We start from the raw sequence: 12,650 nt of genomic DNA, 5'->3' as shown, positions 1-12,650 counted from the left end.
CTTAGCTGCCGCTTTCCGCATGCTTCTGTTTTTCTTCGTACTTCTCCCGGTGATGGCGCCATCTCGCCTGCAAGTCCCCGTAGCCTCTCGTCTCCCGGTAGCTCTTGTTGTCGATCCGCTCCAAAAACGGGCGCTCCTCCGGCGACAAGCCGTAAATATCGTCGCGCTTGACGACCCAGAGATTAAAACAAGTCTCGCGGCGCAAGAAGTTCTCGCGCGCCATCGCCAAAGCCACTTCCTTGTTCGGAGCCAGAAGGCTGAACTGATGGACAAACGAAGAGTTTACGCTTTTTTGGCTGAATACCTCGTATATGAAAAAGTTGTTTTTGGCTTCTGTTTCGTTGTTCATATTCATTCACCTACCCTACGTGGCGGCCGTACGACATAATCGCATCGCGCACCCATTTTGTTTCTTCATACGATGTTTCCCGAAGGTTCAGACGATGAGCAGAGCGAGGGCCGTTGCCTTTGACGATCTGCTTGAACGCTTCCCAGTCAGGCTGCTGATACACCCACTCATCTTTTTCTTCGTCGAAGTGGATCGTATCGTCCGGAACCGTGAAGCCCAGGTGGAAAATGCGCGGCAAATACTTTTTCAAAAAGACCTGACGCAGCTCTTCGTTGGTCTGCGTGCGAATCTTGTAGCGCATGTTGGTCGATTGGTTGCTCGTGATCGTGCCGTTCTCAGGCGGTCCGAAGAACATCAACAGCGACGGCCACCAGCGGGTAATCGCCTCTTGCAGCATCTGGCGCTGTTCCTCCGTGCCTTCTGCCAGCTCCAGCACGATGCTCTCGCCATGCTGCGCATGGAATTTTTCCTCCGCACAGATGCGGTGCAAAGCCCGCGCATACGGCGCATACGATGTATCGAGCGACATGGACTGAGTGATGATCGCGGCTCCGTCAACCAGCCAGCCGATCACCCCGGCATCTGCCCAGGTCGGCGCTTCCATGTGGAACACATTGTGAAATTTCAGTCTTTTCGCGAACAAATCTTGCATCAAGTCTTCGCGCGTCTTGCCGAGCGGCGCCAGCAAATCTTCCGCTACGCGCAGCAAAAGCTGTCCGTGTCCCATCTCATCCTGTACCTTCGCCATGATCGCCAGCTTGCGGCGCAGTGTCGGTGCCTTGGGAACCCATTCCTTTTCCGGCAAAGCGCCCATGATCTCGCTAATGCCGTGCATCGAAATCAGCTTAATCAACTGGTTCCGATAATCGTCTGGCATCCAGTCATCCGCTTCGATCTTTTCTCCACGATCGATTCTCGCTAAAAACGCTTCCATTTTTTCGTTTTCCGTCAAATCAGAACGTTCCATCTGTGTTTGCATGGAGAAAACCTCCTTTTACCCGTTGTCCATTATGATAATTTTATAATACGTTTTTATAACGTTATAATAACATAACGTCATACTTTTTTGCAATACGCTTCCGTCGTGAACCAGCTCATTCCAGCCGTCCGGACAGGGCAGCCGCCTTCTTCAACTGCTCTGCCATATGCCGCAGCTCCTGCATGACCGCATCCAGCTCCTGTATGCGCGTAGACTGCTGCAGGCTGTGGTTCAGCGTCTTTTCCATCTCCCCGGACACTGTGGCGACGAGTTCGTTCATCTCAGCCAAAATGCGAAAAATATCCTTCGCCGACGTCGAAGTCGTTTGCGAGAGCTGGCGAATCTCCTCTGCGACGACGGAAAAGCCCCGCCCGGCCGCTCCGGCACGCGCTGCTTCCAGCACGGCATTCAAGCCAAGCACGTTCGAACGGGTGGAAATGTTGCGAATCAGCTCGTTGATTTGCGTCGTCTCCGCGATCTTCACTTCCATCTGGCTCGCTGCGTCGCTCAGCGTGTGGCTGGCCTGCGCCAGATTTTCCGCGTCTTTCGCCAGGCTCTCGGTATGCAGGGCGATGTTTTCCAGCGCGCTCGTCAAATTTTCCGCCAGGTTGCGCAAACGGTCTTCCTGGTCAGTCGTTACGCCAGTTGCCAGGCAGCCCACCACTTGTCCCTTTTCGACGATGGGATAGCCGACTGCTATGTACGGAATGCCGTAAATTTCCTTGGAGATCTTCTTCACGACCCGCTTGTTTTCTGCAATCGCCATCGCATTGATGCTGCCCGGACGCAGCGGGTCCCCTGTTTTGATCCCGAGATTCAGCCCTTGGGCCGGATAGTAGGCGAGAAATTTTTCCCGGTCGGTGACCCCGACCATGCAATCGAACAAAAACGCTTTTTGCAAAATGGGCGCGACCGTAAGCAAGCTGTTTAAAAGCTGCGACATGTTTCTTCCCTCCTGGCGCGGGGACGAAAACGGCTATTCTCCCCGCCATCGTCAAGTCTGCGGAAAGAACAGCCATCGTCTCCTACTGCCTCATCGATTTTGCTACTTTACAATCTGGAATTTGCCATCCTTCACTTCGACCATAATCATGCTATCTTCCGTCAGGCCGTTGTGATCTTCTGCCGAGAACGTAAATTCCCCGGTAACGCCTACGTACTTCACTTTTTCCAGAACTTCACCCAGCTTGGAAGCATCGCCGCCTGCCTGCTTCAAGCCTTCCACGAGCAGGTTCAAGCCGTCGTAGCCGTATCCGGCAAAGCCGTCCGGCTGCGTGTTGTACGCCGTCTGGTAGCCTTCTGTGAATTTTTTGATGATAGCCGCTTGCGGGTCGTTCGCATCGACCTGATCGGGCACGAGCAGCTTGCCCGCTACCATCAGGACGCCTTCGCCCGCGTCGCCAACCAGCTCAAGAAACTTGCTGTTCGCCGACCCGTGGCTGCTGATGATCGGAATGCCGAGGTTCAACTGCTTCGCTTCCTTCACAATCGTCGCCGGGCCAGGGTTGGTACCTGCCACGATCAGCGCCTGTGCATCCGTGCCTTTGATTTTGGTCAACTGGGAGCTCATGGACGGGTCCTTCGTCCCGTACTTCTCTTCTGCCACAATCGTAATGCCGTACTCCGGCGCGTATTTTTGCAGTTGGGTCGTCCAGCCGCTACCGTACGGATTGCTGTCGTTGAGCGTTGCGATTTTCGTAATGCCTTTTTCTTTCAAATATTTAAAAATGCGCTTCGTGCCGTGCACATCGGTATGCGGTGTTTTGAAAATGCCTGCGCGCACAGGGTTGGTAATCTGGTCCGCGGCTGCCATCGAGATCAGCGGCAGCTTCTCGGCTGCGGCAAACTCCGCCATCCCCAGGGAAGGGCCGCTGCCGGACGAGCCGAGCACAGCGACTACTTTTTCTTTGGAAACGAGCTTCTTGATCGCTTTGACCGCTTCGGTGTTATCCGACTTGTCGTCTTCGAACACAACCTCTACCGGACGGCCATCCACACCGCCTGCTCCGTTGATTTCCTTGACCAACAGCTCAACTGCCTGCTTTTCCGGTACGCCGAGCGGGCTGTTCGGACCAGTCAGGGAGAAAATCGCCCCTACCTTGATCGGTTCTTTGCTCTCTGTCGCTGCAGTCTGCCCGCCGCCGGATTGTTGTGCTTGCTGCCCGCCGCCGCCACAGGCGCTGAGCATGACGAGAGAAGCAATCGCAACCGGGTACAGCCACTTGCCAAACGTTCGTTTTTTCATCGTAAAACCCCCTTCGATTATCTATCTTCTATAATGTCAAACTGCCTGATGGGAGTGACCCAAATAAGCAGATTGCACTCGCGGATCGTTACTGATCTCTTCAGCGCTGCCTTCGAGCATGACCTCTCCCGTACTCAGGACGTAGGCTCTGTCGGAGATGGCCAGCGCAGCGCGAGCGTTTTGCTCGACCAGCAACACCGTCGTGCCCCACTGGGAGCGAATCTCCTGCACGATCGTCAAAATTTCCTTGGCAATCAGCGGAGCGAGGCCAAGCGACGGCTCGTCCAGCAGCAAAAGCTGCGGTCTGGATAAAAGCGCCCGGCCAATCGCAAGCATTTGCTGCTGCCCCCCTGAAAGCGTTCCCCCTAGTTGCCACTTCCGCTCCGCCAGGATCGGAAAGCGCTCGTAAACTGTCTGCATTTCTTTGGCGATTTCTTTTTTGCTCGTCTTCGGCATGCGATGAGAAGCGCCGAGCCACAAGTTGTCCTCTACGGTCAGCGTGGAAAAAATTTGCCTGCGCTCCGGCACGTGCGCCATCCCGCGCGGCACCACAAGCTCGGCCGGAATCCCCGTAATGTCTGTATCGCGGAACCAGATTTTCCCTTCCTTCGCGCTGTGCAGCCCGCAGATGCAGTTCAACAACGTCGTTTTGCCTGCGCCGTTTGCGCCGAGCAGCGAGACGATCTCCCCTTCGTTGACTTGCATCGTAATGCCGTGCAACACTTCTACGGGACCGTAGCGAGCCGTGATGTTGTCCACTTTTAAAATCGCTTTCTCCATCTGTTTTCCCCCTACTCTTCTTCCGTTCCCAAATAGGCCGCGATGACGCGCGGGTTCTCCTGGATTTCGCGCGGGGTTCCTTCCGCAATTTTCGTGCCCTGATCGAGAACGACGATGCGGTCTGCGATCGTCATAATCATGTCCATGTCATGCTCTACCAGCAAAATCGCCGTGCCGCTGTCGCGAATCTCGCAAAACATCCGGCTCATCTCCGCCGTCTCGGTATGGTTCAGGCCTGCCGCCGGCTCGTCGAGCAAGAGCAGCTTCGGTCCGGCGACCATCGCCCGGGCAATCTCCATCAGCCTCAGCTTTCCGTACGGCAAGCTTCCCGCAAGCTGCTGGGATTCCGGCGCCAGTCCGACACGCCCGAGCCAGGCGTGCGCCTTTTGTTCCATCATTTTCTCTTCTCTTTTCGCGCTGCCGAGGTTCATGCCGCAGGCAAACAGGCTGGAGCGCGTCTTCGTATGCATCCCGACCATGACGTTTTCGAGTACGGTCATATCGTCAAACGTCTGGAGGTTTTGAAACGTGCGGGTGATCCCCAATCCGGCGTATTCGTAGCCGGGGACTCGCGTCATCGGCTTGCTCTGGAAGCGAATCTCGCCTTCGGAGGGAGGAATGACGCCCGACACCATGTTCAGCACGGTGCTTTTCCCCGCGCCGTTCGGGCCGATCAGCGCCAAAATCTCGCCTTCCCGCACTTGAAAGTTCACCTGGTTGACAGCTCGTACCCCGCCAAAATCGCGGGACAGCTCCTGCACTTCCAACAGAGTTGTCATGTTGCCGCCTTCCTTTCTACCCGCTCGCCAGACTGCGTCTTCGCGGCCAGTTCTTTTGCCTTTTTCGCTTGCGCTTTTTCATAGGCGGAACGAATCCGCGGCACAAGTCCCTCTGGCATGAACATGACGATCAAGACGAGGATGCCGCCGAAGACGATCGTATCGACGTCGCCCTGCAAGCCTGGAATGACTTCGCTGAGCAGAATCAATCCTTCGCTGATAAAGCCGATCAGTACGGTGCCGATCAGCGCCCCCCATATACTCGTCATCCCCCCGATGACGACCATGGTGAGAAATTTGATCGATTCGTGCAGTCCGAACGGCTGCGGATCGAGAATCCCCATGTAGTGGGCGTACAAGCCGCCGGAAATTCCGGCGAACATCCCGCTGACCACGAAGGCGTTCAGCTTGAACTTGCGCACGTCAACGCCCATCGAGGTTGCGGCAATCTCGCTTTTGTGAATCGCGCGAAAAGCTCTGCCGACCCGCGAATGCATAAGGTTGAGCGAGAATAACAGCACACAGGTGACGATCGCCCAGATCAGGTAGTACATGGACAGCTCGCTGCCGCCGAACAGCGGCACCTGCGGAATGCTAATCATCCCGCTCGCCCCGCCAGTGACCGGCTCCCACTCGGTAATGCCGATCTGGACGATGTAGCCAAAGGCCAAGGTCGCCATGGCGAGGTAGTAGCCTTGCAGCCCGGCGATCGCCCTGCCGAGAATAAAGGCGAACAGGCCGGGAATGATTGCGGAGGCGACGAGGCCGACGAGCGGCGACAGGCCGTACTTCGTGGTCAAAACGGCGGACGTGTATGCACCGATTCCCCAGAAGGCTGCTTGTCCGAGCGAAATCTGTCCGGCAAGCCCCATCACCAGACAAAGCCCGATCGTCACGATAGCATGCAGCCCGATAATAATCCCGACGGAGCGGTAATACTCATCCGGCATCACGAACGGGAACACCACCATCAAGGCGAGATAAATGCCGAAGCCTTTTCCCCATTTCGTCAACAACCGCTTCATCTACAGCCCTCCTTTTCCTACGCTGCGTTCTCCAAAGAGGCCGGATGGCTTCACCAGCAGCATGCCGATCAGAACGAGAAACGCGATCGCGTCCTTCATCCCGGAGCTGACGTAGCCTGCTCCGAGCGACTCGACGATGCCGAGCAAAAAGGCGGCAACCGCTGCACCGAGCGGATTGCCCAGACCGCCCAGAATGGCTGCGGAGAATCCTTTGATTCCGAGCAGCACCCCGATGTCGTAGGAGGTCACGCTAAGCGGGGCAATCACGATTCCGGCAATCGCTCCGGTGGCTCCGCTGATTGCGAAGGCGAGCATGCTCATCTTCGTGGGTGAAATCCCCATCAGGCGGGCAGCCATCGGATTGACCGAACAGGCGTTGATCTTTTTCCCCAAAATCGTCTTATCCATCAAGTACCAGAGAAGAAACAGAATAATAAGGACAGCGGCCAAAATCCACACGCTTTGCGTAGCAATCGTCACGCCCCCGAACGAGATCGGCTCGTTGCTCGTGATCGGCTCCAGCGCAAATGCATCCTTGCCCCATATAAAGCTGGCGATGCCTCGAATCAAAGTGGAAATGCCTATTGTCAAAATTATCAAACTAATAGGACTGGCCTTTTTCACATAAGCGATGACATACTTCTGCATGATGATGCCGATTGCCGTCACTGCTATGATGGCGAGCAGCGCTGCTAATCCGTACGGCAGATTCATCCCGATCAAGGCAACCGTCACCATTCCGCCCAGCATCAAAAATTCTCCCTGTGCGAGATTAATGACTTTGCTCACGTTGTAAATCGTGATGAACCCTACCGCGACGATCGCATAAATACCGCCGCTGACGAGGCCGTTTGCGACATACTGCAACAGTTCCGTCATATTCGTGCTGTACCCCCTTTTGTATCGCGTCCGAACAAAACTACCATCTAAAACGCTTACATTTTATTTATTGGAAATATTATTGCAGAAGAAATGCCCTAGCATATTGACTAGGGCGCTTTCTTCGTAGCAACCGCCTAATGTACGGGTGCAGCTTCATACACCGTCTCGAAGAATCGAACTGCCCCTGGATTCAAAAGTTGATAATAGTTTTGGAACAATTGATCCGCTTCTTTGCCCAGCCACAGATCCGGCAGCAGTTCCTGCGGCAAGTCCGGGTCGATAAACAAAAATTTGCGATATTCATGGACGAGCTTGGTCTTTTCCACGAAGCAATGGCTGTCGGCTACTTCCTCGCCGCTGCTGATCTTCGCGGATAGCTGCTCGAACTGCTCGCGATACGTATCAATAAATTCTTTGTACTTCGCGTTGATCTCGTCGATGTTCCAGCACTTCTGCACCAACTGCTTGGGATCGCTCCAGCCCAGGTGCCCTGCGCTGAAAATTTCGACGTGCTCCGTGATCTCGTGCGACTCGGTCAGTTCTTTTACCCGGTCGGCGAGGTCGTTCGGGCTGATCCACGTGCTCGTCGTCAGCATCCCGAAGCCCATCCAGCCCAGTTCCTTGCGCAGTTGGTCGCGCAGAGCGCGGCGCTCCTCCGGTATGTTGTAGCTGGCAATGCACCACTTGCCATCCCACACGTCTGTCTCGACTTTATAAATGCGGGCCGCCGCTTCCTCCAGCCGTTTTTTCCCACGCTCGGATACCGAATAATAGCTCTTGTTGCCTACTTTTCTCGACTCCAGCCAGCCCTGGCGGAGCATCCGGGAGATCGCTGCGCGAACAGCAGGCTCGGACAGGCCGAACTCTCCCATGAGCCGCGTCAGGCTGCCGATCCAGATTTCGCTCCCGTAATGACGGACGTATTCCCCGTAAATCGTAAAAAGCATGGATTGTGGCTTCACGTTTCTTCAACCCCCAGATCGATTCATACCTATTCGCTGTGAAATTGTACCATATTCTCTAGTGAGTGCGTGAATCGATTGAGAGTATGACGACAAAATGATATTACGTTATTTTAACGCAATTATATTAAAACATTTTAAAAGAGTCAATTTATTCTGGATGATTTATTTTTCAGCGCTGATTTCGGCTTGCAATGCCTCAAAACGCTGCCTGATTTCGTGCTTGTTGAAGATCGCCTGGGTAAACGTTCCGACCCCGACGCGATTGCGGGCGGTGTCCGCTGTCACCTCGCACACCACCCGTTTTTTCGTCACTTCCTGGCAAACCGCCTTGAACGTCACTGTCTGGCCGACTACTGCGGGGCCGACATGGCGGATGTCCACAGCGAAGCCGGAGCCTTCCTCATCCTCTTCCAAAAACGGCAAAATCACCTGGCGTCCTGCCCATTCCATGTAGTAGATCATGCTGACGGTCGACATGACCGGATGCACGACCTCGCCTTCAAACTTAGGCAGCATGTCTTCGGTGACGGTCACCGTAAACTCGGCCGTCGTCCCCGGTTGCAGCCCTTCCTTCACACGCCTTCGCCTCCAGTCTCCCGCAAGCGCCTATACGCGCTCAATGATGGTCGCAATCCCCTGGCCCACACCGATGCACATCGCAGCCAGGCCATAGCGGGCTTCACGGCGCTCCATCTCATACAGCAAGGTCGTGAGGATGCGCGCGCCGCTTGCCCCGAGCGGATGGCCCAGCGCAATCGCTCCGCCGTTGACGTTGACCAGCTCTGGGTTGACCCCCAACTCGCGCACGCAGGCTACTGCTTGTGCGGCAAACGCTTCGTTAAATTCGAACAGTTCGATTTGCTCAATCGACAGGCCCGCCTGCTTCAACGCCTTGCGCGTTGCCGGAACCGGCCCAATGCCCATCACGGACGGATCGACCCCTGCCACTGCGGACGCGACGATGCGCGCACGCGGCTTCAGCCCGGCCGCCAAAGCCGCCTCCTGCTCCATGACGAGCAGGGCGCTCGCCCCGTCATTCAAGCCGCTGGAATTGCCCGCTGTGACCGTGCCGTTCGCCTGAAAAGCAGGTTTCAGCTTTTGCAGTTGCTCGATCGTCGTCTCCGGACGCGCGTGCTCGTCGCGGTCAAACAAGGTCACATCGCCTTTGCGTCCTTTCAGCTCGACCGGAACGATCTCCTGCGCCCATTTTCCTTCTGCGAGCGCGGTGGCGTAGTTTTGCTGGCTGCGCAGCGCGAACTCGTCCTGCGCTTCGCGGCTGATGCCGTACTGTTCCGCGACCTTCTCCGCCGTCTCTCCAAGGCTGATCGGCGGGTACAGCTCGTTCATTTTATCGTTGACCAGCCGCCAGCCGAGCGTCGTGTCGACCAGTTGCTGATTGCCGCGCTGAAAAGCAGTCCCCGGCTTCATCATCACCAGCGGAGCGCGCGTCATGCTCTCCAGCCCGCCTGCGATGTACACCTGACCTGCGCCTGCCTTGATCGCATTCGCGCTCTGATTGACAGCTTCCAGGCCGGAGCCGCACAAGCGGTTGACCGTCACGCCCGGCACTTCGACAGGCACTCCGGCCAGCAGCAAAGACATCCGCGCCACGTTGCGGTTGTCTTCGCCTGCCTGGTTGGCGCAGCCCATAATGACGTCATCAATCGTCTTCGGATCAATGTCATTTCGTTCCAGCAGCTTTTGAATGACCAATGCCCCCAGATCATCCGGGCGCACTTCTTTCAAGGCGCCGCCAATCCGTCCGATTGGCGTCCGCACAGCATCGATAATGACCGCTGTTTTCATCTTCCACTCCTCCAATGCAGTAGGACTTCTCTTCTGCTACAGCGCTTCTACCAGCGTCGCCAGCCCTTGGCCGCCGCCGATGCACAGCGAGACGATTCCGTATTTTTTCTGGCGGCGGCGCAGCTCGTACAGGATCGTGCCTGCCAGCCGGGCGCCGCTCATGCCGAGCGGATGGCCCAAGGCGATCGCTCCGCCGTTTACATTTGTCTTCTCCGGATCAAGCCCCAGCTCGCGCATGCAGGCGAGCGACTGGGAGGCAAACGCTTCGTTCAGCTCGAACAGGTCGATGTCCTCTACCGTCATGCTGACTTCGGCAAGCAGCTTGCGGATGGCTGCGACTGGTCCTATGCCCATGATGCGCGGATCGACTCCGGCGCAGGCAAAATGCACGATTCGCCCAAGCGGAGCGACTCCTGTACGCTTCACCATTTCTTCGTTCATGAGCAAAAGAGCCGCCGCGCCATCGTTAATCCCTGAGGAGTTGCCGGCCGTCACGCTGCCGTTTTTGCGAAAGGCAGGGCGCAGCTTCGCAAGCGACTCGACCGTGGAGTCGCGGCGCGGAAACTCATCTGTGTCAAACAGCGTTTCTTCCCCTTTTTTCCCGCGCAACAGGACGGGAATGATCTCGTCCTTGAACAAGCCTGCGTCAATCGCGGCGATCGCGCGGCGCTGGCTCTCGGCGGCAAACAAATCCTGATCCTCGCGGCTGATGCCAAACTGCTCCGCCACGTTTTCCGCGGTATCGCCCATGGTCAAATCGCCGTAAAGCGACACAGGCGCCGAGCGCGGCCCGCCAAACGATTCGATCAGCGCCTGGGCGCCGCGCTGGTACGGCTGCTCGAATTTTTCCATGATGTACGGGGAACGGGTCAAATTTTCTACTCCGCCTGCGAGCATGACCTGGCTGTGTCCTGCCTGGATGGACTGGGCAGCGAGATTGACCGCTTCCAGCCCGGACGCGCACACCCGGTTCACCGTCAGCCCTGGAATCGTCTCGGGCAGCCCTGCTTTGAGCAGACCTACGCGAGCAATATTGATAAACGGCCCCGCCGAAATGACATTGCCCATGATGACGCCATCGACAGCATCCCCGGTTTGTCCCGCTTGCGCCAATGCTCCGTTCAGCACGATGGCTGTCAGGTCATCAATCGGCGTATGCTTCAGACTGCCTCCCAGCTTGCCAATCGGCGTGCGCACGGCAGCCGTTACGTAGACGTCGCTTTTTTTCATCGTCATGCCTTCACACCCACTTTGCTCTCATAGGTATAAAAGCCCTGTCCGCTGCGCACGCCGACGCGTCCTGCCAGCACGAGCTTTCTGAGCAGTGGTGCCGGGCGGTAACGCTCCTCCGCCAGATCGCGCTGCAAGCCTCTGACAATGGCAAAAATCTCGTCCAGCCCGATGCGGTCCGCCCATTCCAGCGGTCCGTACGGATAGTTGGTGCCTTTTTTCATCGCGATGTCGATATCGCTGGCCGTCGCCGCCTTCTCCATCAGCGTGAACGCCGCCTCGTTAATAATCAGGGAGAGAATGCGCGGGAAAACCAGTCCCACCTCGTCCGCGACGATTTCCGTCTCTTTGCCGAGCGACTGGAAAAAGACTTCGGCCGCTTGAATCGTCGCTGGCGCTGTTTGCAGGGCAGGCGCGATCTCGATCAGCTCCCGCTCCGCGAGCGGCACGAGCGTCCCGAACCCGCACACCCGCTTTGGATGCTGCGCCCAGGAAGCTACTTCTGTCGCCGTGATCGCAAGCGAGGTCGTGAGGATCGGCACTGCCGGGGCAAGCAGGCTGTCCAGCGCGCGAATCAGCTCTCCCTTTTGCTGCAAGTCGAGGTTGCTCACCTCTACCGCGAGCGAAACCGCCGCAGGTTCTGCCGCCGCTTCCGCCACAGAGAGCACCTGGTATCCTTTTTCTGTAAAAAGCTGTTGAAGCTCTGCAAAAAGCGGACTTGTACCCGCGAGCACGACCGCCTTATTTGTCATAGTCATAGAAGCCTTCCCCCGTCTTTCTGCCCAGGCTGCCGGCCTGCACCATCCGCTGCTGAATCCGGCTGGGCTTAAATCGTCCTTCATGGAAGAAGTCGGTATAGACCGATTCGGTCGTGGCAAAATTGATGTCGATGCCGATCATGTCTTGCAGCTCAAACGGTCCCATTTTGAACCCGCCTGCGCGCTTCATGATCCGGTCGACCTGCTCTACCTCTGCGACATGGTCGCCCAAGATGCGCAGCGCCTCGTTGTAGTACGGACGCGCGATGCGATTGACGATGAAGCCGGGCGTATCCGTCACCAGCACGGGCACTTTGCCCAGCTCCGTTGCGAAGCGATACGCTGCCTGCACGTTTTCCTCGCTCGATTTTTTGCCGCGAATGACTTCCACCAGCGGCATGACGGGCGCCGGGTTGAAAAAATGAAACCCGAGAATGCGCTCGGGATGGGGAAGCCCTCCGGCAATTTGCGTGATGGAAATGGAGGAAGTATTGGTGAGCAACAGCGCATCTGCCCGGCAAATCCGGCTCAGCTCGCTGAAAATGCTTTTTTTCAGGTCGAGGCGCTCCGGCACTGCTTCGATGACGATGTCGCACTGCGCCAACTGCTCCATATCCGATACAAGCTTTGCCCGGGCCAGTGTGTCTGCCCGCTCCTGCTCGCTGATTTTGCCTTTTTCCACGTCCTTGCCCAAAATGGATTGCAAATAGGCGAGTGCTTTGTCCAAAACCGCCTGATTGGCGTCCAACAGCACTACCTGATGCCCTTTGCGGATACAGACGAGAGCGATGCCCGCTCCCATCGTTCCCGCACCGATGACGCCCACTGTTTTTGTATTCACTAGACTTGTGC

Annotated in this window: 14 protein-coding genes; all 14 read right to left on the bottom strand. The window is 56.6% G+C overall.

Translation table 11 applies throughout. The annotated features are described in order from the left end of the window. Window position 1: 1 nt before the first annotated feature. On the bottom strand, window positions 2-349 hold the full coding sequence (gene paaB, locus BA6348_RS06555) for a 1,2-phenylacetyl-CoA epoxidase subunit PaaB (protein WP_005830744.1): 348 nt from the start codon (window positions 347-349) through the stop codon (window positions 2-4). 10 nt (window positions 350-359) lie between these two features. After that, a complete protein-coding gene (paaA, locus tag BA6348_RS06550; RefSeq protein WP_005830742.1) occupies window positions 360-1,328 on the bottom strand; it encodes a 1,2-phenylacetyl-CoA epoxidase subunit PaaA in 969 nt (322 codons plus the stop codon). 115 nt (window positions 1,329-1,443) lie between these two features. Then, the gene (locus BA6348_RS06545; RefSeq protein ID WP_122953277.1) at window positions 1,444-2,271 is read right to left on the bottom strand and encodes a methyl-accepting chemotaxis protein; all 828 of its coding nucleotides are present in this window, start codon (window positions 2,269-2,271) and stop codon (window positions 1,444-1,446) included. Between the two features lie 102 nt (window positions 2,272-2,373). Next, window positions 2,374-3,573 (bottom strand): ABC transporter substrate-binding protein, encoded by a 1,200-nt coding sequence (locus BA6348_RS06540; RefSeq protein ID WP_122953276.1) that lies wholly within the window; start codon window positions 3,571-3,573, stop codon window positions 2,374-2,376. Window positions 3,574-3,609: 36 nt separating this feature from the next. Further along, window positions 3,610-4,353, bottom strand: coding sequence for an ABC transporter ATP-binding protein (locus tag BA6348_RS06535; protein WP_005830736.1), 744 nt, complete (start codon window positions 4,351-4,353; stop codon window positions 3,610-3,612). A gap of 11 nt (window positions 4,354-4,364) precedes the next feature. Next, window positions 4,365-5,132: an ABC transporter ATP-binding protein gene (locus BA6348_RS06530; protein ID WP_007782926.1), complete on the bottom strand. Its 768-nt coding sequence runs from the start codon at window positions 5,130-5,132 to the stop codon at window positions 4,365-4,367. Further along, window positions 5,129-6,157, bottom strand: a complete 1,029-nt coding sequence (locus BA6348_RS06525) for a branched-chain amino acid ABC transporter permease (protein ID WP_005830733.1) — start codon at window positions 6,155-6,157, stop codon at window positions 5,129-5,131. The genes BA6348_RS06530 and BA6348_RS06525 overlap by 4 nt, the downstream gene beginning before the upstream one ends. Beyond that, window positions 6,158-7,036 carry a branched-chain amino acid ABC transporter permease gene (locus BA6348_RS06520; protein WP_005830731.1) on the bottom strand — a complete coding sequence of 293 codons (879 nt, stop codon included), beginning with the start codon at window positions 7,034-7,036 and terminating at the stop codon, window positions 6,158-6,160. A gap of 137 nt (window positions 7,037-7,173) precedes the next feature. After that, entirely contained in the window at window positions 7,174-8,001 is an 828-nt protein-coding gene (paaX, locus tag BA6348_RS06515; RefSeq protein ID WP_005830729.1) for a phenylacetic acid degradation operon negative regulatory protein PaaX, read from the bottom strand. Between the two features lie 165 nt (window positions 8,002-8,166). After that, on the bottom strand, window positions 8,167-8,580 hold the full coding sequence (locus BA6348_RS06510; protein WP_122953275.1) for a thioesterase family protein: 414 nt from the start codon (window positions 8,578-8,580) through the stop codon (window positions 8,167-8,169). A gap of 30 nt (window positions 8,581-8,610) precedes the next feature. Then, window positions 8,611-9,810 (bottom strand): thiolase family protein, encoded by a 1,200-nt coding sequence (locus tag BA6348_RS06505; RefSeq protein ID WP_122953274.1) that lies wholly within the window; start codon window positions 9,808-9,810, stop codon window positions 8,611-8,613. A 36-nt stretch (window positions 9,811-9,846) separates the two neighbouring features. Next, window positions 9,847-11,046 (bottom strand): thiolase family protein, encoded by a 1,200-nt coding sequence (locus BA6348_RS06500; RefSeq protein WP_005830724.1) that lies wholly within the window; start codon window positions 11,044-11,046, stop codon window positions 9,847-9,849. Further along, on the bottom strand, window positions 11,043-11,798 hold the full coding sequence (locus BA6348_RS06495; RefSeq protein ID WP_007782935.1) for a 3-hydroxyacyl-CoA dehydrogenase family protein: 756 nt from the start codon (window positions 11,796-11,798) through the stop codon (window positions 11,043-11,045). The genes BA6348_RS06500 and BA6348_RS06495 overlap by 4 nt, the downstream gene beginning before the upstream one ends. Continuing rightward, window positions 11,782-12,639, bottom strand: coding sequence for a 3-hydroxyacyl-CoA dehydrogenase family protein (locus BA6348_RS06490; RefSeq protein WP_005830720.1), 858 nt, complete (start codon window positions 12,637-12,639; stop codon window positions 11,782-11,784). The genes BA6348_RS06495 and BA6348_RS06490 overlap by 17 nt, the downstream gene beginning before the upstream one ends. Between the last annotated feature and the right edge of the window lie 11 nt (window positions 12,640-12,650).

It is taken from the genome of Brevibacillus agri, from assembly GCF_004117055.1.
Taxonomy (GTDB): Bacteria; Bacillota; Bacilli; order Brevibacillales; family Brevibacillaceae; genus Brevibacillus; species Brevibacillus agri.
This window is presented reverse-complemented; position numbering and strand designations above follow the sequence as displayed.

Bases quoted from the DNA above. Each gene is read 5' to 3' on its own strand.
- paaB (WP_005830744.1), bottom strand. From the start codon at position 349: ATGAACAACGAAACAGAAGCCAAAAACAACTTTTTCATATACGAGGTA.
- paaA (WP_005830742.1), bottom strand. From the start codon at position 1,328: ATGCAAACACAGATGGAACGTTCTGATTTGACGGAAAACGAAAAAATG.
- BA6348_RS06545 (WP_122953277.1), bottom strand. From the start codon at position 2,271: ATGTCGCAGCTTTTAAACAGCTTGCTTACGGTCGCGCCCATTTTGCAA.
- BA6348_RS06540 (WP_122953276.1), bottom strand. From the start codon at position 3,573: ATGAAAAAACGAACGTTTGGCAAGTGGCTGTACCCGGTTGCGATTGCT.
- BA6348_RS06535 (WP_005830736.1), bottom strand. From the start codon at position 4,353: ATGGAGAAAGCGATTTTAAAAGTGGACAACATCACGGCTCGCTACGGT.
- BA6348_RS06530 (WP_007782926.1), bottom strand. From the start codon at position 5,132: ATGACAACTCTGTTGGAAGTGCAGGAGCTGTCCCGCGATTTTGGCGGG.
- BA6348_RS06525 (WP_005830733.1), bottom strand. From the start codon at position 6,157: ATGAAGCGGTTGTTGACGAAATGGGGAAAAGGCTTCGGCATTTATCTC.
- BA6348_RS06520 (WP_005830731.1), bottom strand. From the start codon at position 7,036: ATGACGGAACTGTTGCAGTATGTCGCAAACGGCCTCGTCAGCGGCGGT.
- BA6348_RS06505 (WP_122953274.1), bottom strand. From the start codon at position 9,810: ATGAAAACAGCGGTCATTATCGATGCTGTGCGGACGCCAATCGGACGG.
- BA6348_RS06500 (WP_005830724.1), bottom strand. From the start codon at position 11,046: ATGACGATGAAAAAAAGCGACGTCTACGTAACGGCTGCCGTGCGCACG.
- BA6348_RS06495 (WP_007782935.1), bottom strand. From the start codon at position 11,798: ATGACTATGACAAATAAGGCGGTCGTGCTCGCGGGTACAAGTCCGCTT.